This is a genomic window from Bacteroidota bacterium, from assembly GCA_039821555.1.
GTDB lineage: Bacteria > Bacteroidota > Rhodothermia > Rhodothermales > Rubricoccaceae > JBCBEX01.
In genome coordinates this window covers 1-21,071 of record JBCBNX010000004.1, presented here as the reverse complement: position 1 = coordinate 21,071, position 21,071 = coordinate 1, and the positions used below count along the sequence as shown (strand labels likewise).

Sequence of the window (21,071 nt, the reverse complement as noted above, 5' to 3'; positions counted from 1 at the left end):
TTTCTGTGTATGGGTTTGGAAGACGTTGCCACCTGCGGAAATATCTCGCGCCGACGCGGTTCCTTCGGCACTCGGCACACGGCCAGGTTTAACGCACCGTAAACGTCGCCTCCTGGTCGCCGACCATCACGGTGAAGTCGCCGGGCTCGACGACCCACTGGAGGTCGGTGCCGACGAACGCGAGGTCGTCGCGGCCGAGGGTGACGGTCACGACCTGCGACTCGCCGGGGGCGAGGGCGATCTTCTCGAAGCCACGCAGCTGCTTCACGGCGGGCGTGACCGAAGCCACGAGGTCGCCGACGTACCACAGCACAACCTCCTCGCCGTCGCGGTCACCGGTGTTGGTCACGGTCACGGTCACGGTCAAGGCGGCGCCCGTGCTCACCTGGTCGGCGCCCATCTCGGTGGCACGTATCTCCGTGGCAGAGAGCGTGAGGTCGCTGTAGGCGAACGTGGTGTAGCTCAGGCCATGGCCGAACTCGTACTGCGGGTGGTAGGTCGGCTCGTCCTCGTTGTTGACAAACTCCTCGCCGGTCGTGCGGTCGTAGAACAGCAGCGACCCCGTGTAGCGCGGATACGTGAAGGGCAGCTTGCCGCTCGGGTTGACGTCGCCGTAGAGCACGTCGGCGAGAGCGTTGGCCCCGAACGTGCCGGACTGGTAGCCCAGCACGACGGCGTCGGCGACCGCGTCGGCCTCGCGGAGGATGCGCGGGCGGTTCTGCAGCAGCACCAGCACCACGGGCGTCCCCGTCTCCGCGACGGCCTCGACGAGCCGCGTCTGGGCCTCAGGCAGCCGGAGGTCGAAGATGGTCCCGATCTGCTCGACGGACGGCTGTTCGGCGAGGGCGATGACCGCCACGTCTGCCTCGCGCGCCGCCTCGACGGCCGCGGCGATGTCGACCTCCTCCTCAAACGTCGCACCGGGGACGTAGGTGATCCGCTCCGCACCGGCTTCGGCCTGCAGCGCTTCGAGGAGGTTCAGCGTAGCGTCGGGGATCAGGTCCTCGTCTCGCCCCTGCCAGGAGTAGGTCCACGAGCCGTGGAGGGCCGTGAGCGAGGTCGCGCCGGGCCCGGTGAGCAGCACGCGCGCGTCGCGAGCGAGCGGAAGCACATCGTCCTCGTTCTTGAGCAGCGTGATGGCCTCCTGCGCCGCTCGGAGGCTCGCTGCCTTCGTCGCCTCACTGCCGACCTCAGCCGTGAGATCGGTGTCCGGATACGGGTCGTCGAAGAGGCCCAACTTCACCTTCAGCGTGAGGATGCGGCGCACGGCCTCGTCGATGCGCGCCATCGGGACGGCCCCTTCCTCGACGAGTTCGGCGAGCGTGTCACCGAAGTCGAGCGAGAGCGGCACCATGTTCATGTCGATGCCCGCCAGGATCGCCATGCGGACGGCGTCCTTCTGCGTGGCCGCGACGCGGTGGACGGTGCGAAGCTTGCCGACGTCGTCCCAGTCGGTGACGGCGACGCCCTCGAAGCCGAGTTCGTCGCGCAGGAGCGTCGTCACGAGGTCGTGGCTGGCGTGGGTCGGTTCGCCGTTGATCTCGCCCGAGTTGATCATCATGCTCGACACGCCCGCGTCGATGGCCTCCTGGAACGGCGGGAGGAACGACTCGCGGAGGATGCGCTCGGGAATCCACGCCGGGGTGCGGTCCATGCCCGTGAGCGGGATGCCGTAGCCGAGGAAGTGCTTCGCCGTGGAGGCGACGCGGCCCTGCGCCGCGAGGTCGTCGCCCTGCAAGCCCTCGACGGTCGCCTTGCCGAGCTCGGCGACGAGGTAGGGGTCCTCGCCGTAGGTCTCGAAGAAGCGCGACCAGAGCGGCTGCCGCACCACATCGAAGACCGGGGCATAATTCCAGTTGATGCCCGAGGCGCGCAGCTCGACGGCTGTGATCTCGGCGCCGCGCCGGACGAGCTCGGGGTCCCACGTCGCCGCCATCGCGATGTTGTGGGGGAAGATCACGCCACCGGCGAGGTAGTTGTGCCCGTGCACGGCGTCGATGCCGAAGAGGAGCGGGATGCCGAGCCGCGTCTCCTCGCTGGCGACCTCCTGCACGCTGCGGATAACCGTCTGCCACTCCTCCAGCGTGAACGTTCGCGTGTTGAGCAGTGCCCCGACGTGGCCCTCGACGAGCACCGCCTGCAGCTTCGCCGGGTCGAGTTCATCGTCGGTCATGACCATCCCGAGTTCGAGCAGCGTCATCTGCCCGATTTTCTCCGCCAGCGTCATCTCTGACAGTAGCGCCTCGACCTGCTCCGCCACGCCAGACTGCGCACGGAGGTCAACAGCGCTACACGTTAGAACAAGACCGAGAAGGAGGGTTTGGGCGAGCGCGCGGCGCAGCAGGCGGGGCATGGCTGGGGAAGCAGTGGAGTCGAGACGGGCGATGGCGTCAGTATAACCGATGGCTCGCTTGCGACTCGCTCCCCTGTTCGGTCAACCGCGTCTTGCCATTCACTGCGTCGAGCGGACGTAGGTGAGCACCGGGTCTTCACCCGCCATGAAGTCGGCGAAGCGCGGGACGAGCGTGCGGTCGGGCCGGATGGTCGTGGGATCGCCGTTCATGTAGCCGAAGAACGCCGTCGAATGGGCGACGACCTGACCGGAGTGTGGTAGGCGGAACACCTTGACCTCGCCGAAATGGTTGGGTGCGCCGCCGGTGGGCGTGCCCACGAACTCGGCACCCGTCATCAGGCGGAAGTCCATCGCGTTGATGACGGCCGAGGAGAACGTCTGCTCCGAGAGCGCCACCACGACGCGCTGCGGCCGTACGTCCTCCGGCAGCGCCGCGATGCGCTGCGCCAGCCGCGTCCCCTGCGGCGAACTCCCCCCGCTGTTGGCCCGCAGGTCGACGACGAGCGTCTCGACCTCGCCCGTGCGCAGCCGCTCCACGACACGGTCCGCGAACGCCTCGAACGACGCGTAGGCGTCTGCCTCGTCTGCATCGCCGAAGCGCGTCTCTAGTTCGCGGCCCCAGCACGAGCTGTACTGGAAGACGTAGACCCCGTCGTTGAACGCGAGGTCGCGGAACGCCAGCGCCGGGTCTTCCTCGCCGTGGTTGATCCACGTCGGGTGCGCGATTTCTTCGGAGAGGTAGACGAGTCGCGCCACGTCGGCCTGTCCCGGAATCGGCTCGATGGTCACTGCCTGGGCCTGCCCGTCTCGATTGATGAGGTCCAGCGTGACCCCGTCGTCCACGTCAGCGCCGAGGTAGCGATGAAGCTCGGCATACCGCAGAAAGACGGGGAACCGCTTTAGGGCGAACTGGGGGCGTCCGGCGGCCACGAATCGGGCCATCTCTGGCTGTAGCGCCTCAAGGGTCTTGCCTTCGATGGCGACCAGACGCGCACCGAGGAGGGCCCGATACTCGGGGTACGCGCCCGTGACGAAGACGCCCTCCTCGAACATCGCGAACTCGAAGGGCAGCAGATTCTCGAAGTCGAAGGCGTCGAGAAAGGTCGCGTTCGTGTGCGGGTCGCCGAGCAGCGCGACGGCCGCGCGGAGCCGCACCGAGATGTCCATGTCGGACAGGACGGCGAGGCTGTCGCGCACGGCAGCCAGTGCCGCCTCGAACGTCTCGCGCGGCGTGACGGCGTAGAGGTCGGGGTGCCGCGCTTCTAGCGTTTCCTGCAGGACGCGGAGGTCGTTGAGGTGGCCCGCGATCCGGACCGAGTCCGGGGCCGTGTTGGTTTGGTGCGTGGCACCGTCGTCCAGCGTCCGGGCCTGGAGCGGCGTGAGACCCAACAGGGTCAGGAGCACTAGGAGAGAACGGATCGGCATCATGCGCGAGTAGGCTTTAGGTACCAGCAGCGGCTCGTACGGAACGAGGGGCGAAGATCGAAACCCCGGCGCTTTCCTCCGATCCCAATTCCCGTCGCCTTGCTCAGGTCGACCCGCTCAGGATGCCAAGGCGAGCGTGTCCCCGGGCTGGCGTAGGTGCTCGCACAGGAATTCGGCGAGGACGCGCGCGGCGTCGGAGTCGGACTTCGCGCTCCGGTAGAGGCCAATCCGGGCAGCCCCGATCTTCGGGAAGCCCTCCGCCTCGCCCAGGATGCGAAACTCGGGCAGCACGGCGCTCTTCGGGAGCCAGCCGACGCCGAGACCGGCACGCACGGCCGACTGGACGGCGGCAAGGCTACCGCTGCTGAAGACGACCTGCCACGGCCGGCCGCTCGCCTCCAGCCGCCGCAGCGACCCGTCCCGCAACGAGCAGCCCGTCGTGAGTGGCTCCGTCACGATGGAGACGGGGTCGGCGGTTGCGCCCTCGAAGAGCGGACTGCACGCCCAGACGTAGGGCTCGTGCCACAGCGTCTCGATGTCCCCGCTCGCGTAGCTCGCATTCGCCACGGCGAGGCACAGCTCGCCTGTTTCGATGCGGCGGGCGAGGTCGGCACTCGTGGAGACGACCAGTTCCAGGTGGATCTTCGTGCAGAGCGCGCCGAACTTCGTGAGCAGGTCCACGAGCGGGCCGAGCGCGACCTCCTCGAAGATGCCGATGCGCACGTTGCCCTCGGCCTCGACGGCGGCGAATTTGCGCACCGCCTGCTCGTTGAGGTCGAGGATGCGCCGGGCATAGTCGTGCAGAAGCGCACCCGCCTCGGTGAGCGTGGTCTGGCGGCCCCGGCGAGTGAGCAGCGGCGTGCCGAGTTGCTCTTCGAGCCGCTTCATCTGCATGCTCACGGCAGGCTGCGTGCGGTGCAGCAGCGCGGCGGCCTTGGTGAAGCTCCCGCAGTCGGCGATGGTGACGAAGGTGCGGAGGTGATCCGTGGGAAGGTCGAAGGCCATAAGGATCAATGATGATCGTGATAAAAACAATCAATGGACCTTATCGCAGGACGTAGCATGCCACGCGTTGGTTTCACTTCGCCGCCCCTCTCCGCTCCCACGTCCGAGGATTGCCATGCCGATCCCCTCTGACCACTCGCGCCTGGTCTACCGCACCGTTGCCGCGTTCGCGGCGGTCTACCTCATCTGGGGCTCGACCTACCTCGCGATCCGCGTCGCCATCGACACGATCCCGCCGCTGCTGATGATTGGTTCGCGCTTCGCCGTGGCTGGGCTGGTGTTGCTCGGGTGGCTGCGGCTGCGCGGCGAGGCACTGCCGCCCGTGCGACAGCGATGGGCGGCTGCGGGCATCGGCTGCATGCTGCTGGGCTTGGGCACGGGTAGCGTGGCGTGGGCGCAGCAATATGTCACCTCCGGCATGGCCGCGCTCCTCGTCACGACCGTGCCGCTCTTCATGGTCGCGCTCGACTGGCTCTGGAAGCGTTCCGTGCGCCCGACCTGGCGTACCGTGCTCGGCCTCGCGCTCGGCGGCCTCGGCATCGTGCTGCTGGTCGGTCCACGCACGCTCTCCGACGCGAACCATCCGCTCGTCCCGATGCTCGTCATCCTGATGGGTGCGTTCTCGTGGTCGGTTGGCTCCGTCCATGCGCGGACGGCGGACTTGCCGAAGAACGTGTTCATGTCCACGGCGCTGCAGATGGCCGGCGGCGGCGGCGGCCTCGTGCTCGTCGGGCTGCTCCTCGGCGAGGGGCGCGCCCTCGACCTCGCGGCGGTCACGCAGGCGTCGTTTCTGGGGTGGGCCTACCTGGTCGTGTTCGGCTCGTTCATCGGCTTCGGCGCGTACGTCTGGCTGTTGCAGAACGTGACCCCGGCCAAAGTCGCGACCTACGCCTACGTCAACCCGGTCGTAGCGGTGGTGCTCGGCTGGGCGCTGTTGGACGAGGCGGTCAGTGGACTGATGCTCGTCGCCATCGTGGTGCTGGTGCTGGCCGTGGTGCTCATCACGCTGCCGGGCGCCACCGCCAAGCGGTCCATAGCGGAGGCGCCCCCCGACGACGCCCGTTCGGTCTCTGCGTCCCTCTCGTCCGACGCCATCCCAGCGCGCGCTGAGTCGCGCTACGAGCCTCCGGCTTCACCAAAGCCTGCCTCGACCGAGCGGTGCGCCTCCATGCTCCGGGTGGCCCCAGCAGTCGCCGACTGATCGCGTGCCCCTCGGTGGCTGCGTCACGAGCCCAGATGTTTTCTCAGGAAGGCCACGGTCTCCATGATCGCGCGCTCGGAACCCTCCCGAACGGCAGGCAACACGTCGTCTCGGTACTTGTCCGTCAAGGTCGGATGGCTGTCGATGCCTTCCAGGAACGGTGGCGGCCCCTCGGCAGACGGAAGCTGACAGCGGATGCTCGATATCCGTGCCGCTGGGCAGGTCGTGTCGCCCCCGTACCGCAGAACCAGCACCGGGGTGTCCGGCTGCGCAGCCGCCTGGACAGCTGCGGGGTCCATCCCTAGATCCTTTTTGGCCCGCTCGCGCCCCAAGGGAAAAGGTAGGCTGGGCTGGGCTGGGCTGCCACGCCCGCCGCGACGGCGGGGTGCGCGATCGTCGCCAGGACGATGCCGCCGGTCAGACACATACCCACCACACCAACGCCGAGGTCGCCCGGCGACTGTTCCCAGATCTCTGAGGCGAGGCCCCGGACCCAAGCCACGACGGGGCTGGTCTTCCCTACGCGGAGGAGGTGGAACTCGCGCCGCACGCAGTACGAGGCGCGCAATCCGCCGATTTTGCCTGGGAAAACCTGCCCCACCTGTCCGTAGAGGACGGGCGCGTGGACGGTGAACTGCTCGCTCAGGCGCAAAGCGAGGCGGATGAAGTGCTCGGCGAACCCGTCTAGCTCGTGCATGAGAATGACAGGGGGACCGCTGCCCCCGGACCACACCGGGTACGAGATCTTGGCGAACGTCTTTTCGGCTTCGGTGAACCGAGTTCGGAAGTCCGTGACCGTGTCTGACATACGTCCCGCAGCTCGATGTGTCTAGCGTACAACTCTGCGTGCTCACCCTCAAACGAGAGACTTCGCCCTCAAACAGGAGACTTCACCCTCAAACAGGAGACTTCGCCCTCAAACAGGAGACTTCGCCCTCAAACAGGAGACTTCGCCCTCAAACAGGAGACTTCGCCCTCAAACGAGAGACAAGGTCACTGTACAGGTGCCCACCAAGCTACGCAAGCTACTGGTACGCATGAGCTTCCGCTAGCCGCCACGAGCACTGCCGTGCTTCGTCCTGTGGGCACCGCCTTGTTCTGGGCATGGAGTCCTACGTCGCCGGGCCTCCGACACGAGCGGCAGGACGGACGCCGCCATGCGTCCGCTCGTCGTGTTCCGTAAGGCCCAGTCGTGTTCCGAAGGCGAGGACAGGAAGCTTCTGCGGGGCAGTATGCGCCGAGGGGCTTCCGCGCAGGAGCAGACCAGTTCCCAATACGTCGGGCGAGCGGGTATCGGGGCGAGCGGACACGCGGACATGCGGACACGCGCAGGCTAGTCGGCGCTGCTCACGTGTTGCTCCAGAGTGCGGCGCCTCTCGCGGTACCGTCGTGCGCGTCGATATTCCCCGTCTCACCTCTTGCCCATCCCATGTCCCTTTTTGCTCCGACTTCCCCGACGCCAGGCCGTGCAGCTCGGTTGGCGAGCAGAGTGCTGCAGGTGGGCCTGATCGCGGCCGTGGTGGTCGTCACCGCGACCCGCTCGTTCGATCTCGATCGGTTTTTCGTGCCTAAGGAGTTGGTGCTGCACGCCACCGCGCTGCTCGCCGGGCTGCTGACGCTTGCGCGGGTCCGCCACCTGCGTGTCACGTGGACGGACCTCGCCCTGGTGGGCGTGATCGGGGTTAGCGCGCTGTCTGCCGTCTGGGCGGCGAACCCCTGGGCGGCTGGTCGTGCTCTGGCGCTGACGTGCTCTGGCGCGGCGGTCTTTTGGGTTGCCCGCGTGCTCCGCCAGGAAGGGCTCGGCCCTCCCCTGGTGCGTAGCGCGGCCATCGCCGTGGTGCTTGCCGCCGTGCTCGCGCTCGCGCAGGCCTACGGGATCGAGAGCCCCTACTTCTCCACGAATCGCGCGCCCGGGGGTACGCTGGGCAACCGCAACTTCGTGGGTCATCTTGCCGCGTTCGGGCTACCGCTGCTGCTCGTCTCCGCGCTCCGGTCGCCACGGTGGTCCACGGTGCTGCTGAGCATGGTCAGTCTGGTGCTGGTGGTCGGCATCCTCGTGCTGACGCGCTCGCGGGCCGCCTGGCTCGGCGCGGGGACCGTACTGGCGGTGCTCATGCTCTGTGTCCTGCTCGCCCCAGCCCTCCGCCGCTGGTCAATGCTGATGAGGACGGGCCTCGTGGTGCCTGTGATCGCTGTGGGAGGCATCCTTGCGACCACACTTCCCAACGCCCTCGACTGGGTCAGCGAGTCGCCCTACCTGGAGTCAGCGCAGGGCATGCTGAACTACCAGGAAGGCAGCGGCCAGGGGCGGCTCTTGCAGTACCGGCGCAGCCTGGAGCTCGTGCAGCAGTCTCCGCTCCTCGGCGTGGGCCCTGGCAATTGGTCCGTGGCCTACCCGGGCGTAGCCCCACCAGGCGACCCGTCGATGTCGGGGAGCCGGCCGGGCATGACGTCGAACCCCTGGCCGAGCAGCGACGCCGTGGCGCTGGTGTCGGAGCGGGGCCTGCTTGGCGTGCTCGCGTGGCTCCTTTTCGCCGGGAGCCTGTCGTGGACCGCCTGGACCTCGTTGCGGCGCAAAGCCGACGACCGCGATGCCGACGACCGCGACGCGGCTGGGGCGGGGCTCCTCCTAGCGATGAGCGCGGGCGTGGTCGTCACCGGGGCGTTCGACGCGGTCCTGCTGCTAGCGTGGCCCGTACTGCTCGTCGCAACCGTGGCGGGCGCACTCCTGCCTGCGGCCCAGGCGCGCTCCATAGCCGTGCCGCGATGGCTGCGCGTCGCCTTCTTCGCGGTGCTTGTGACCCTCGCTGGCGTGGGTGCCGTGCGAAGCGGCGGGCAGTGGGCGGCCATGCGGCTCTACGAGGCCGATGCGAGCCGCGCCTCACTGGAGCGAGCCGCGCAACTGGACCCCGGCAGCTACCGCGTGCACCTCCGACTCGCTCAGCGGACGCGAGGCACCGCGCGGTGCCCCCATGCTCAGACGGCCGCGGCACTGTACCCGCACGCCACCGCAGCCGAGCGTCTAGCCGCGCGCTGCGAGTAACGTGCGCTCCCGATTCCTCGCTCTGCTCACCAGCGAACGCCATCGCTACAACCGGCCTGCGTCCCACGGATGGCGTGTCCTGTGAGCACCTGCACGGTCGATGCGCTACACCTCCTGACGCGTGTCCAAATCTGCTGTCTCCTCTGTAGGCTGCGCGAAGCTGGCCTGCTAGAAAATCTCGGCAACATCCCCCTCGCGTGCGTCGACCGTGGCGCGTTCCGAGTAGGACGGAGTCATGCGCTGCCCCCGCCGACGAGAGCAATCTCTTCTCGTTTTCAGCGGAGGTGCAGTCCGGTTTCGTTTCATTCTGACGACCTTACCTAACCGTCTTACCATGTCGATCTATCGTATCACGTTTCTCGTTGCGGGCCTGCTCGTCGCGACTGGCCTCGCCGCCTACGTCGCCTCTGGGACCGGCAGCGTGACGGCCCTCATTCCCACGTTCCTCGGCGTCTTCCTGGGCGGGCTCGCAGCGCTGGCGCAGGCGCGGCCGGGTGCCGCCAAGCACGCCATGCACGGCGTGGCCGTAGTCGCGCTCCTCGGGGCGCTCGGGAGCCTCGGGCGCGTCATCCCGGCCCTACTGGGCGGCGAGATCGCCCTTCCGATCGCGTTCGCGGCCCAGGCGGTGACGGCGCTGCTCTGCGTCGGGCTGATCGTCGCCGCGGTGCGCCACTTCCGCGCGACGCGGCGCAGCCGGGCCGTGGCCTCGTAGCCAGACCTACGAGCGTCGCCGGTGCGAGCTCCGAGGTGTCCTCCTACCAGCACCGGCCACACTTGGCCAGCGGTGTAGCCTGAGGGCGGTATGTTCGGGGCATGAACACGTCCGACCTGCGCCCCGCCCTGCTCGCCTACCTCGCCTCTGGTGTCACGCCGACCCAGGGCGAGGCGGCCGACCGCGTCGGTTGCTCCGAGCGCTCGGCGCGGCGGCACCTCCGTGCGATGGAGCACGACGGGATGGTGGCGGTCGTGACGGACGCCGACGGCTTCAAGCGCTACCGGCTCAAGCCCGAACATCGGCCGCTCTCGACCGCGGTGGATCTGCCCGAGCGGGAGGTGGAGGCGCTGACCGTGGCGATCCTCGCCGCGCGTGACCTGTTGGCACCGACACCGTTTGCCTCACCGCTTGCCCAAGCTCAGCAGCGGCTGGAGCGGGCGTGGCTGGCTGAGGCGTTCACCTTCGAGCCGCAGGACGAGGCGGCGCGGTGGCGCTTCGACGGGAGCAGCGGGCCACCTCCGTTTGACCCGGGGTGCTTCGGCGCGCTGCTGAAGGCCGTACGCAACACGCGACCGGTCGAGGTGGCCTACTACACGGCCTCGCGCGCCGCGCTCAGCGAGGGGCGGCGGCTGCACCCGCTGGGCTTCCTGGTCCGCAGCGGGACGTGGTGCCTCGTGGCCTACGACCCGGGCGTGGGCACCTACCGCGACTTCGCGCTGGCGGGCTTCCGGGACGTGGCGCTGGTGGAGGGCGAGACCTTCCAGCCGCCTGGGGACTTCGACCTGGCCACCTACGGGCGCGACCGGTTCGGTGCCCTCGCCGGCGACACGGTCCACGAGGTGCGGCTTCGCGTATCGGCCGAGGCCGCGCCGTACTTCGAGAGGAAGACCTACTCAGCAACACAACTGGTCGAGGCCGAGCACGCCGACGGCAGCCTCACGGTGTCGTTCGAGGTGGAGGGGCTGCCGTCGGTGGTGAGTTGGGTGTGCTCGTGGGGGCCGAAGGTGCGGGTGCTCGCGCCGCCCGAGTTAGTGGAAGAGGTGGCGGCAGCGCACCGGGCGGCGGCGGCGCAGTATGGCGAGGGACAGGATGGTTAAGCGCGATGCCCAGAGGGTGCGATTGAGTTTCCCGCACTGAAACATCTACCCTGTTTCGATGCCTAGAGTATTTGGTTAGGAGCGATTGAAAGCGCTAGGACCAGAGCGACAGATCAGTTAGGATTGACTGGGATGAGTTTCTCTAAGCCGTCTGCCACGCCAATGTCACACGATAGTGATAAATCTTCAGCCCACGCCTCTGGGATCAAGCCCATAGCTACGAGGTGGCTCACGTGCGCCATGACTAGCTCTGGAGCGGCACTACAACGTACCAGCGTTTTGTCAAACTCCCCCAACAGGAAGTCATGATAGAGCCTTTGATAGAACCATCCGAGGGGAACCATTGGCCTGATCTTCTAGTGTATTTTTACTGATACAACTACCCTCGGTATAACTTGGTCTTTTCTGAGTTCCATGCGTCTACATCTCCGACTCTCTCCGAACACCGAGCCGGTTCCGTTCGATCACCTGAATCGACTGACGGGGGCGCTCCACACTTGGGTTGGGAAAAATGATGTCCACGACGGGTTGAGCCTCTACAGCTTCGGCTGGCTCCGAAACGGTAGAGTCCGTCAAGGCCGCTTAGACTTTCCAAAGGGTACGACCTGGACCGTATCGTTTGTCGATACTGCGCTGGGCAAGCGGCTTCTGGGCGGAGTGCTCGATGCCCCCGACGTGACCTGCGGTATGCGTGTGACCGAGGTGCAGCTTGCGGAGTCGCCTGAATTCGGTGCGTCGCATCGGTTTCTGGTTGACGGGGCCGTGCTGACCCGACGCAACCGTGATGACGGCGGACGCGATCACCTCACGTTCGAAGACGCCGACGCCGACGCGACCCTCACCCGTACCCTCCAGAGAAAGCTCGTTGCAGCGGGACTCGACGCAGGGACGGACCAGGTTCGGGTGCGCTTCGACCGGGCGTGGTCCGGTGCCAAGTCCAAGGTGGTCACCTTGAAGGGCGTGACCTACAAGACGAGCGTCTGCCCGGTGGTCGTAGAAGGGACTCCAGAGGTTGTTCGCTTCGCGTGGCTGGTTGGGGCAGGCGAACTCACAGGATCGGGCCTCGGTGCTCTTCGCTAAGCGCTACAACCATGACCTACTACGTCGTTTCCTATGAGGGACCCTTTGGCTTCATCAAGCCGTGGACTGCAGTCCGCGACGGCGAGACGTTCAGCCAGCCATTTCTCTCCCCCAGCACGGTGAGGGGAATGGAGATCAAGCTTGGCGTTTCAGGAATCCTCCGGCACCGCCTCTCGCACGCAGGCATCGACCGTCAGCAGGAGCAAGTTCAGGCCGCTGGCTGGACTACCAACCGGCGAGCCATGACGATGACGCGCCAGACGGGGATCCTTATCCGGGGCGTCATGCTCAGACCTCGGCTCCACCTTGCCTTCCCAACGGCGGAGGATGCCGAGATTGCTGCGACCGACCACCTCTGCCTATGCCGGAATGAAGACCTAGTCGTGCCGGTCCGCGTCCGGTACCGAGAGAAGGAGGGCCACAAAGCCGTCCTTGAATCGGTGCGAGCCGATACACGCCCGCTCGTTCACGAGATGACGCCTGAGGACTTCGAACGCATCGAAGGGTTCGAGTTGATCGAGGGGAAAGGGCCAGGTACGATCCCGCTCGGCATCAGCCGCTACACGGGCGAGATGATGCGCGGGCGGCTCGTCACCGTCGGGACGGCCGGCGGCTCCGACCGGTCGGGCCGATGAGCGCCGTCCTTCTCGCCAAAAGCCCCGAGCGCGGCGGCCTCACGCTCCATGAGCACACGGCGCACGTTGTTGCCTGCGCTGAGCGGTTCGCCGAGGCATGGGACTTCGACAGCCGCCTCGCCCGCCTCGGGGCCATACTCCACGACCTCGGCAAAGGACACCCAGCCACGCAGGCGATGCTCCTGGCGAAGACAAAGCAGCGTGACCCGGTCGCGTTCGCGGCCCGCCTCGACGGCGCGCCGTGGAAAGAAGCCGTCGAGCGCGAGATCCGCCACCGTGACAACCCAAACACGTTCCCACACCGCCACGAACTCTCGTCGCTCGGCTTCCTCCCGCTATTCCCAGCCGACAACTGGCGGACACTCATCGAGATGGTCGTTGGTCACCATAAGTCCGTCGTCGATGATGTGAGCGGTCGTGGGTTTCTCGACTTGATGGAGCCTGGCGGCTATCCTGACCCAGACCTCGCCGTTGAGCGGCATCTTCAAGACTGGGACCTGTGGGCACCCGCTGCCGCAGAAGTCGCGGAGGCGTTCGGCGTCGAGGTGGGTGAGGTCTCCCTGGACCAAGCTGAGGCTGCATTCTTTGAGGCGTACGAGATCGTCCGCGGCCTCGGCAAGAAGCGCTCTGACTGGCGAGGGCTTTTGATGGCGGCCGACCACTTCGGATCGGCCTTCGCCCACGACGCGGCCGAGAACGTAGCTGGGCTGTTTGGCGACCCGAAGGCCGCAGACGTATATGGGCCGGAGGGCCGCTACGCGCCGTCGGAGGACTACCCGCTCTCACTCCGGCATGCCGAGGCCGAAGATACGCGCCCGCACACGCTCGTCGTCGCACCCACGGGGGCAGGCAAGACCAACTTTCTCTTCCGGCGGTGCCGGGGACGGGTGTTCTACACGCTCCCGTTTCAGGCCTCGATCAATGCGATGGCCGATCGTGTTCGCACCGACGTTGGCGAGACCGCCGACGTTCGCCGCCTACACGCGGCGTCAGGTATTGGCAGTGACGTGGGCGACAGCGAGGAAGATGTACAACTCCAACGGCTCCCCGGTGCCGCTGTCAAAGTACTCACGCCGCATCAGCTTGCAGCCGTCGTATTCGGGACGGCAGGGCACGAGGCCGTCGCGCTTGATCTCCGTGGCCAGGACGTGATTCTCGACGAGGTCCACACCTACGGCCCCTTGGCCCTTTCGATGGTTGAACGGCTCGTTCGCGTCGCAGCTTCGCTTGAGTGTCGCGTCCACGTTGGCACGGCCACGATCCCCAAAGCACTAAGCGACGTGATCGTGGATGTCCTTGGAGGGTCAGAGGCGGTTTCTGAAGTTCGCCTGACCGACTCTGAACTCGACCGCTACGACCGGCACACGGTGGAGAAGGTGGACGGAGAGGAAGCCGCGCGGATGCGGATTGCCGAGGCTGTTCGAGCAGGACAGCGCGTGCTTGTCGTCTCGAACCGGGTGGCCCGCGCGCAGGAGCGGTTCGAGTGGGTCAGCGACGCATTCCCGCTCATTTCGCGGCTGCTCCTCCACAGTCGCTATCGCCGGATGGACCGCGCACGCTTGGAGGCGGACCTACGAGCTATGGCTGATGGTCCCGGCCCGTGTGTCGTCTCGGCGACCCAGGTGGTCGAGGTCAGTCTTGACGTGTCTTTCGACATCCTTATCACTGACGCCGCACCGCTTGACGCGCTCATCCAGCGGTTTGGGCGCGTCAACCGGCACGCCCGCCAGTCTCCAGACGGTTCAGGCGATCCGCGCAAGCCTGTCGTCGTGGTCGCACCGCCAGAGAAGAGTCGGGACGCGCTGCCCTACGACCTGGACGTTGTCCAGCGGAGCTACGCCGCGCTCCGAGAAGGCTCGCTCCACGAGCGTGACCTGCAAGACCTCATCTCGAATGTCTACCCAAGCGTGAGCGCGGAGAACATCGAGGAGCACTTCGCCCACCGCGACGACCTGACGTACCGGCTGAAGGCACTCCAGCACCGACCGCGTTCGGTGATCGTCAAGGCGCTTCAGATCGAGTCGGAGACGGCCCTCCGCGCCTCCGACGCCCCGGTCTACGAGGACCGCCGGACCTCGCCTGCTGAGCGTACCCGCCTAGAAATTCCAGCCCCCGAGTCGCTCAGTCGCGTTGCCCGGGATCGCGGTTGGCGGCGCACTGAGCGTGGAGCGTGGCCCATCGTCGTCCCCGACGACCAGTACGACGAGGTCTACGGCCTCCGGCCTGAACGCCAGGTCGAGCCTGCCGACCTCTACCAGGAAACTGCCAGTCGCATTCACTAACACCTGCGATGTACACGCCTCTCATTGGCCGCCGCCTGCTGGATCGCGCTAACGCCCGCGATGGCCGCGACCGGACGCCCGCCGAGTTCTTCGTTGAGGAATTCCACCGGCTCGTCTTTGACGACGATGATTACCTCATGCCTGCTGGCAACTCAAAGTTCGGCCAGTTGGTCAACAACCGGAAGAAGCACAGGGCGGCGGCCGAGCGCGAGGGACGCGTGTGGGACGAGGCCGAGCGCGCTCGGCTTCGCGCCGCTGCTCTCGCCGACTTCCACGAGGTAGCTGCCGAGACTACAGAACCCCAATCACATCTCGTGCTTGGCGGCTACGCGCGTGGCACCGACGGCACTACCTCCGGCCAAGTCACTGGCATCGACCATGCCGCCGACGCTGACGAGGTCTATCTCTCGTGGATCGGGGCCGCTGCCGGAGCGGGCGTCTCGGGCGGCCTCGTCCTCCTCATCGACCATGATGCCGTGCTCGACGCCGTGCTCGAAGGGTGGGAGCACTACCGGCGCATCCTGAGCAAGAGCGGAGGCACGATGCGGTCCAATCAGCTCGAAACGTGGAACGGACAATGGCTGCGCCATCGGTTCTCGCCGCGCTACGACCCGGACGAGCCGACGCTCTTCGTGACGACGGTCCCCGACGTAGTCAATGCAAAGAAAACGCCGTCGCAACTCAACACCGTTCCATGGGCGCGGCTCCTATTCGCGCTCGGCCACGGCGTTGACGACGATCGAGTATCGGCCTATGTCTACAGCACGGGCCAGACCAATACGACAGTCGGCTTCGTGACGCTTTATCTCGGCGCGACTGAGCAAGTTCGCAGGGGCTACCGGACGTTGCGTGGGTTCTACCGTGACCTGTTTGGCAGCGCTGCCGACGGCCTCGCCAAGACCGACGACCTCGACGCGGTCTACGACGCGGGGCGCGGCTTCGTGTGGGCCTGCGCCGAAGGCACCATCGGCTTGAGCGCCCTTCAGCCGCGCAAGCTCCGCGACTTCCTTCCCGGCGGGAAAAACCGCCAGCCTAAGCCTATCGGTCCTGCTGACGCTCAGACGCCTCTTCTCTACCAATCCTGGATCTACGCTATGCTCGGAGACAAACAGACCGCCCTCTACGACCGCGCCCGTGACACCGCCGAGCGGTTTCTCGCCTTCGAAAGCGGAGCTATCGGAGGCAAGACGAACCTCAGCAAGTCCGTCGAGGGCGTGCTTAAATCGACGTCCATCCAGGAGTTCATCGACGGCCTGGCGCAGATGGCAGAGGACGCCCAGGAAACCTCGAAGTCCAACCTGACCGACGAGCAGGTGGCTGGGACTCTTGACGCACTCGACGGTCTCGTCCAGGACACACTCGACCTCGACTACGAGCGGTTCCGGCTCTTCCTCGTCCTCCTCCGCTTTCAACTCGCCCTCCTCCGTGGCCGTGCCGCGGAAGTGGCTTGAGTCCTCGACATGGGTAGCCCATCGCTCCCGCACCCACTCGCATTCTTTTGCACCCACTCTCGCCCTTTATCATGCGCCACACGCTCTATCTCCGCGGCCTCCGGCAGGTCAACCATACCGTGTTTGCCGTCGCCGACGGACAAAAGACGTACCGTGACCCGATCACCGGCCGCCCGCAGGCCTACTCCAGCGGTCAGCAGGTCAAGCGGTCCCTTCTCGACACGTTCGCCGACGAACTCGGTCAGGAGCGTGCTCCGGTCACGTTCTACAAGGTTCTCGACAAAGGTTCACTCAAGGATCGTGAGCCTCACTCTGCGTGTGACCCCGCCTACCCTGACCAACTCATCGGTGGATGGATGCGGGCCGAGAAGCGCTCGGGCGACGACAAGGGCGGACGGCCCATCCGGCGCCGAGCGCCGATCTCCGTGTCGGCCTTCCGCCCACTTCACCCGACGCTAGCTTCCGTCGACACGGAGGAAGCCCTGACCTTTGACCGGCGGGATAGTAACCCTGCCACGAACAAGGTGATTGTCCGTGACCCGAAAGGCAATCCGGTCTCTGACGAAGACCTGGACGCGTTCTTGAGCGACAACAACCAGACGCTCCGTCGCCTCAACTTCCTCGCTCCTCAGAAACGAGCACACGGCCTGTTCGTCTACGACGTGGCCGTCGACCTACGGCGGCTCTTCTCCGTCAGTATGGCCGACGAAGACCCGGAACTCGACTCGAGCACCATCGAGAAGCTCAAGGGAGAGGGCTGGGACGAAGTCGGGACCACGCTCGTCGCGCCAAGCGAGATGCAAGAGCAGATCATTCCGGCTCTCGCCTATGCGCTGCTTCACTGGACCATCACGAGCAACCAGTCACGGACGTTCAGCCCGATGCCGCCGCTCGCCGTTGCGTTGGCAGACCGGGCCGACAAGATCGCTGTGGCTATTCGAGCAGACCTAGGTGAAGCCGCGTTGCGCAGGCCTTCTGCGCAGGTCCAGTTTGATTCTGTGGGGGACAATTCGCTCTTCGTCACACCCGTAGCACGCGGCGTCATGCCCGAGGTCGAGGCCGACGTGAATGCGATGGACAGGGCACAAGCCGAAATCGAACGGCGGCTGCGGGCGTACGACTACGGGGCAGCATGACAGCTCCTCGCATCGGCGGGATGCTGGTGGGGTACTGGCGGGTGTGTCCGCGCAAGGCGTGGTACTCGATGCGCGGGCTGTGGATGGAGCAGGAGAGCGAGGCCGTCGCGCTGGGGCGGCTGCTCGACCGCACGAGCTACCGCCGACGGCGGCGCCCGGCCCTCATCGAGGCCACAGCCCCCGACGGGACACCGCTCGTAGCCAAGCTGGACGGCGTCGACTTGCGGGCGGGTGTGCTCCACGAGACCAAGAAGGGCCGCTCGTGTGAGGATGCGCACGTGTGGCAGGTGCGGTTCTACCTATGGGTGCTGAGGCTCGCCGGCGTCACCGGGCCGGGCGGGCGTCCGCTGCGCGGCCAACTCGACTACCCGGCGCTGCGGCGCACGGAACCCGTTGCGCTGGAGCTTGAGCACGAGGGGCACCTCGCCGAGGTCGTGTCGGCGCTCGCGGCGTGCGCGCGGCAGGACGTACCGCCCGAGCGGCATCCGCGGCGGTCGTTCTGCCGGCGGTGTGCCTTCGAGGCACTGTGCTACGGGTAGCGGCCAGGGGTGGCCGGTTGCGCGGGCTGGGCGGCCTATGCTGGCCGACGCCGCCCTCCTGCCCCTTCTGCTATGCCTCGCGACCACTACCTCTTTTCCAACGGACGGCTGCGTCGTCGCCAGAACACGCTCTGGCTGGAAAAGGCCACCGAAGACCGGGTCCCGGGCGTGGCACTGGACGATACGGGCGCCCCGTCGGGCACGCTCACCGGCGAGAAGGCGGTGCTGCCCGTGGAGGCCGTCGACGCGCTACACTGCTTCGGGGAGATCGACCTCAACGCCAAGCTGGTCGTGTTCCTGGCGCAGCAGCGCATCCCGGTCCACGTCTACGACTACTACGGGAACTACGCAGCGACGCTCTACCCGCGCGAGTACCTGCTCTCGGGGCGGCTGACGGTCGCCCAGGCGGAGCACTACCTGCGTCCGGCGCGACGGCTGCGGCTGGCCCGGGCTTTCGTCGGGGCAGGGCTGTACAACATCCGGCGCGTGCTGCGCTACCACGCCAGGCGGGTCGGGGACGAGGCCCCGGTCCGGCACGCGCTCGCGGTCGTCGAGCGGGAGGCAGCGCGGGTGCCGGAGGAGGCTGCGATCCCGGAGCTGATGGCGGTGGAAGGACGCGCCCGGGACGCCTACTACCGCGCGTGGCCCGCGATGCTCGGTCCCAGGCTGGCCGAGGTCTTCCCCTTCGACGGGCGGCAGCGGCGCCCTCCCTCGAACGCCCTGAATGCCGCCATCTCGTTCGGAAACGCGCTCTGCTACGCGGCCTGCCTGAAGGCGCTCTACCGGACGGCCCTCGACCCGACGATCTCATACCTGCACGAGCCGGGCGACCGGCGCTACAGCCTGGCCTTGGACCTGGCTGAGGTGTTCAAGCCGCTGCTGGTGGACCGGGCGATTCTGCGGTTGCTGAAGACGGGGCGGCTCCAGCCTAGCCACTTCGAGGGACGCCTCGGCGGGACCTACCTCACGGAGACGGGCCGACGTCGGTTCGTGGAGGCCTGGGACGAGCGGCTCCGGCGGACCGTGCGGCATCGGCGGCTGGGGCGGCACGTGTCGTACGAGCGCCTCATCCGGCTCGACGCCTACCGCCTCGTCCGCCACCTCACGGATCCCGCCGACCCCTATGTCGGCTTCCGAGCCTGGTGGTGAACACGACCCAGACACGGCCATGCCCTACTACATCGCGGTCTACGACATCGGCTCGGACCGGGTCGCGAAAGCGCTCAAGCTCTTCCGGCGGTACCTCACCTGGATCCAGAACAGCGTGTTCGAGGGGGAGCTGACCAAGGCCCAGGCGGCGGAGCTCGAGGCCGAGGCCCGGGCGCTGCTCGAGGCGGGCGACTCGGTCATCCTGTTCGAGCTGCGCACGACCGCCTACATGGAGCGGCGGGTGCTGGGCACCGAGCACGGCGAGCGCGGGCCGATTCTGTGAGGGGGCCGCGTCGTCCTCCATGATGCGGGGGCGTCTGTGGGGGAGCCGCGCACTCCGAACGACGCGTCGGGTCAATGGGGAGCGAATTGCAGCGCGTCGTCTGAAGGGGTAGACTGCGCGACTGGGGGGCGACGCCCTCGGCTGCGAGGCGCGACGGCACCCGATGGCTCTTTGACGTAGTGTAAGCGTATTTTCCGGCCTCATTGGCTGGGCCTCAATCGCACCTCAGAGGCATCGAAAGGAGGCGCCTGCTGACGAGGTAGAGTTCTTCGCGGACAGCCTCAATCGCACCTCAGAGGCATCGAAAGTCGTCATCCTCAAGGGCAAACATGAACTTCGGTTGTGCCTCAATCGCACCTCAGAGGCATCGAAAGGACACGCTCGGCACCATCGTTGTCACTGCCGACACGGCCTCAATCGCACCTCAGAGGCATCGAAAGCGCCCGCCATGTGCCCCTGTGCGACATCGCCGCTGACGGCCTCAATCGCACCTCAGAGGCATCGAAAGTCGCGGTCCTTGACGCGCGTGTGGGACCCGCTCGGCGCCTCAATCGCACCTCAGAGGCATCGAAAGTCCTTCGTCTAAGCAGAGGTCAGCACGCAATGAGCAGCCTCAATCGCACCTCAGAGGCATCGAAAGGTTTACATCGAGTTCGAGGACGAACTCCAACAGAAGGCCTCAATCGCACCTCAGAGGCATCGAAAGGAGCATGCTGGGTCACGACCGCATCGAGCAGACCGGCCTCAATCGCACCTCAGAGGCATCGAAAGACCTTCGACGCTGCCAACCAGGCCATTCGCTTCGCAGCCTCAATCGCACCTCAGAGGCATCGAAAGTGTACATCAAGAGGCGGTCGCCGGGCCGAATCGGGTGGCCTCAATCGCACCTCAGAGGCATCGAAAGGGGGCTGTGTCGTTCAGGTCACGACGCACCAGCGCAAGCCTCAATCGCACCTCAGAGGCATCGAAAGATGTACGTGGCACCAGGCGGCTTGCCGGTGGCGATGAGCCTCAATCGCACCTCAGAGGCATCGAAAGGGCTGTGCTGCGTGTGCGTGTGCAGCGTGGAGGGGGCCTCAATCGCACCTCAGAGGCATCGAAAGGTAGACACGCGAGGGGGCGGGGCCTAACCTCGGACTGCCTCAATCGCACCTCAGAGGCATCGAAAGTGACGAGGACTGGTTTGTGGCGGTCCTCGCATACCGGCCTCAATCGCACCTCAGAGGCATCGAAAGCATGCGGGGTGAGGACTACGACCCGGCTCCCTTTGAGCCTCAATCGCACCTCAGAGGCATCGAAAGTGCATCAGTTCCGCGACTTCGGCGACAATACCGGCAAGCCTCAATCGCACCTCAGAGGCATCGAAAGGACGAGCAGTTGTTCGGCGCCGCTGTAGACGAATAGCCTCAATCGCACCTCAGAGGCATCGAAAGTTGCCGCCACCCGTGCGTTTATCCAGGCCGCGCAGGGCCTCAATCGCACCTCAGAGGCATCGAAAGATCTGCACACTCGGCTTCTCCTTCTTCGGAGTCTGGCCTCAATCGCACCTCAGAGGCATCGAAAGACGGTAGGCCGCTCCGCATTGTGAACCGCTACCTCGGGCCTCAATCGCACCTCAGAGGCATCGAAAGTTTTTCCACGAGTGCCGGGTTGGATATAGACGACTTGCCTCAATCG

At 66.4% G+C, this 21,071-nt stretch carries 16 protein-coding genes and 1 CRISPR repeat array; of the genes, 12 read left to right on the top strand and 4 right to left on the bottom strand.

From position 1 onward, the window contains the following. Positions 1-88: 88 nt before the first annotated feature. From AAFU51_06120 to AAFU51_06110, 3 genes are all read right to left on the bottom strand, one after another. Positions 89-2,353 carry a glycoside hydrolase family 3 N-terminal domain-containing protein gene (locus tag AAFU51_06120; protein ID MEO1570826.1) on the bottom strand — a complete coding sequence of 755 codons (2,265 nt, stop codon included), beginning with the start codon at positions 2,351-2,353 and terminating at the stop codon, positions 89-91. A 99-nt stretch (positions 2,354-2,452) separates the two neighbouring features. Further along, entirely contained in the window at positions 2,453-3,778 is a 1,326-nt protein-coding gene (locus AAFU51_06115; GenBank protein MEO1570825.1) for a hypothetical protein, read from the bottom strand. Positions 3,779-3,895: 117 nt separating this feature from the next. Next, the gene (locus AAFU51_06110) at positions 3,896-4,783 is read right to left on the bottom strand and encodes a LysR substrate-binding domain-containing protein (protein MEO1570824.1); all 888 of its coding nucleotides are present in this window, start codon (positions 4,781-4,783) and stop codon (positions 3,896-3,898) included. Positions 4,784-4,898: 115 nt separating this feature from the next. Between AAFU51_06110 and AAFU51_06105 the strand changes: the two genes are divergently transcribed. Then, positions 4,899-5,984: an EamA family transporter gene (locus AAFU51_06105; protein MEO1570823.1), complete on the top strand. Its 1,086-nt coding sequence runs from the start codon at positions 4,899-4,901 to the stop codon at positions 5,982-5,984. A gap of 301 nt (positions 5,985-6,285) precedes the next feature. Here the strand turns inward: AAFU51_06105 and AAFU51_06100 are convergent, their stop codons facing one another. Next, on the bottom strand, positions 6,286-6,792 hold the full coding sequence (locus tag AAFU51_06100) for a dienelactone hydrolase family protein (GenBank protein MEO1570822.1): 507 nt from the start codon (positions 6,790-6,792) through the stop codon (positions 6,286-6,288). A 621-nt stretch (positions 6,793-7,413) separates the two neighbouring features. On the opposite strand from AAFU51_06100, the gene AAFU51_06095 reads away from it, so the two are divergent. The 11 genes from AAFU51_06095 (at position 7,414) to cas2 (ending at position 19,394) form a co-directional block, all read left to right on the top strand. Continuing rightward, positions 7,414-9,027, top strand: coding sequence for an O-antigen ligase family protein (locus AAFU51_06095; protein ID MEO1570821.1), 1,614 nt, complete (start codon positions 7,414-7,416; stop codon positions 9,025-9,027). A 334-nt stretch (positions 9,028-9,361) separates the two neighbouring features. After that, positions 9,362-9,739, top strand: a complete 378-nt coding sequence (locus tag AAFU51_06090) for a hypothetical protein (protein MEO1570820.1) — start codon at positions 9,362-9,364, stop codon at positions 9,737-9,739. Between the two features lie 101 nt (positions 9,740-9,840). Continuing rightward, positions 9,841-10,839, top strand: a complete 999-nt coding sequence (locus AAFU51_06085; protein MEO1570819.1) for a WYL domain-containing protein — start codon at positions 9,841-9,843, stop codon at positions 10,837-10,839. A 414-nt stretch (positions 10,840-11,253) separates the two neighbouring features. Beyond that, entirely contained in the window at positions 11,254-11,919 is a 666-nt protein-coding gene (locus AAFU51_06080; GenBank protein MEO1570818.1) for a CRISPR-associated endoribonuclease Cas6, read from the top strand. A gap of 11 nt (positions 11,920-11,930) precedes the next feature. Continuing rightward, the gene (locus AAFU51_06075) at positions 11,931-12,554 is read left to right on the top strand and encodes a hypothetical protein (protein MEO1570817.1); all 624 of its coding nucleotides are present in this window, start codon (positions 11,931-11,933) and stop codon (positions 12,552-12,554) included. Then, positions 12,551-14,836: a CRISPR-associated helicase Cas3' gene (gene cas3 / locus AAFU51_06070; protein MEO1570816.1), complete on the top strand. Its 2,286-nt coding sequence runs from the start codon at positions 12,551-12,553 to the stop codon at positions 14,834-14,836. Before AAFU51_06075 ends, cas3 begins: the two co-directional genes overlap by 4 nt. Positions 14,837-14,844: 8 nt before the next feature. After that, positions 14,845-16,287: a hypothetical protein gene (locus AAFU51_06065; GenBank protein MEO1570815.1), complete on the top strand. Its 1,443-nt coding sequence runs from the start codon at positions 14,845-14,847 to the stop codon at positions 16,285-16,287. Positions 16,288-16,358: 71 nt separating this feature from the next. Then, positions 16,359-17,423, top strand: a complete 1,065-nt coding sequence (locus tag AAFU51_06060) for a CRISPR-associated protein Cas7 (GenBank protein ID MEO1570814.1) — start codon at positions 16,359-16,361, stop codon at positions 17,421-17,423. After that, a complete protein-coding gene (locus tag AAFU51_06055) occupies positions 17,420-17,962 on the top strand; it encodes a Dna2/Cas4 domain-containing protein (GenBank protein ID MEO1570813.1) in 543 nt (180 codons plus the stop codon). Before AAFU51_06060 ends, AAFU51_06055 begins: the two co-directional genes overlap by 4 nt. A 72-nt stretch (positions 17,963-18,034) precedes the next feature. Then, positions 18,035-19,111, top strand: a complete 1,077-nt coding sequence (gene cas1b / locus AAFU51_06050) for a type I-B CRISPR-associated endonuclease Cas1b (protein ID MEO1570812.1) — start codon at positions 18,035-18,037, stop codon at positions 19,109-19,111. A gap of 19 nt (positions 19,112-19,130) precedes the next feature. Then, positions 19,131-19,394, top strand: coding sequence for a CRISPR-associated endonuclease Cas2 (cas2, locus tag AAFU51_06045; GenBank protein MEO1570811.1), 264 nt, complete (start codon positions 19,131-19,133; stop codon positions 19,392-19,394). A 211-nt stretch (positions 19,395-19,605) separates the two neighbouring features. Next, positions 19,606-21,025: a CRISPR direct-repeat array (repeat unit 30 nt; unit sequence GCCTCAATCGCACCTCAGAGGCATCGAAAG). Between the last annotated feature and the right edge of the window lie 46 nt (positions 21,026-21,071).

What these genes read in the sequence shown, in the direction of transcription:
- AAFU51_06120 (MEO1570826.1), bottom strand. Translation starts at nt 2,353, where the DNA reads ATGCCCCGCCTGCTGCGCCGCGCGCTCGCCCAAACCCTCCTTCTCGGT.
- AAFU51_06115 (MEO1570825.1), bottom strand. Translation starts at nt 3,778, where the DNA reads ATGCCGATCCGTTCTCTCCTAGTGCTCCTGACCCTGTTGGGTCTCACG.
- AAFU51_06110 (MEO1570824.1), bottom strand. Translation starts at nt 4,783, where the DNA reads ATGGCCTTCGACCTTCCCACGGATCACCTCCGCACCTTCGTCACCATC.
- AAFU51_06105 (MEO1570823.1), top strand. Translation starts at nt 4,899, where the DNA reads ATGCCGATCCCCTCTGACCACTCGCGCCTGGTCTACCGCACCGTTGCC.
- AAFU51_06100 (MEO1570822.1), bottom strand. Translation starts at nt 6,792, where the DNA reads ATGTCAGACACGGTCACGGACTTCCGAACTCGGTTCACCGAAGCCGAA.
- AAFU51_06095 (MEO1570821.1), top strand. Translation starts at nt 7,414, where the DNA reads ATGTCCCTTTTTGCTCCGACTTCCCCGACGCCAGGCCGTGCAGCTCGG.
- AAFU51_06090 (MEO1570820.1), top strand. Translation starts at nt 9,362, where the DNA reads ATGTCGATCTATCGTATCACGTTTCTCGTTGCGGGCCTGCTCGTCGCG.
- AAFU51_06085 (MEO1570819.1), top strand. Translation starts at nt 9,841, where the DNA reads ATGAACACGTCCGACCTGCGCCCCGCCCTGCTCGCCTACCTCGCCTCT.
- AAFU51_06080 (MEO1570818.1), top strand. Translation starts at nt 11,254, where the DNA reads ATGCGTCTACATCTCCGACTCTCTCCGAACACCGAGCCGGTTCCGTTC.
- AAFU51_06075 (MEO1570817.1), top strand. Translation starts at nt 11,931, where the DNA reads ATGACCTACTACGTCGTTTCCTATGAGGGACCCTTTGGCTTCATCAAG.
- cas3 (MEO1570816.1), top strand. Translation starts at nt 12,551, where the DNA reads ATGAGCGCCGTCCTTCTCGCCAAAAGCCCCGAGCGCGGCGGCCTCACG.
- AAFU51_06065 (MEO1570815.1), top strand. Translation starts at nt 14,845, where the DNA reads ATGTACACGCCTCTCATTGGCCGCCGCCTGCTGGATCGCGCTAACGCC.
- AAFU51_06060 (MEO1570814.1), top strand. Translation starts at nt 16,359, where the DNA reads ATGCGCCACACGCTCTATCTCCGCGGCCTCCGGCAGGTCAACCATACC.
- AAFU51_06055 (MEO1570813.1), top strand. Translation starts at nt 17,420, where the DNA reads ATGACAGCTCCTCGCATCGGCGGGATGCTGGTGGGGTACTGGCGGGTG.
- cas1b (MEO1570812.1), top strand. Translation starts at nt 18,035, where the DNA reads ATGCCTCGCGACCACTACCTCTTTTCCAACGGACGGCTGCGTCGTCGC.
- cas2 (MEO1570811.1), top strand. Translation starts at nt 19,131, where the DNA reads ATGCCCTACTACATCGCGGTCTACGACATCGGCTCGGACCGGGTCGCG.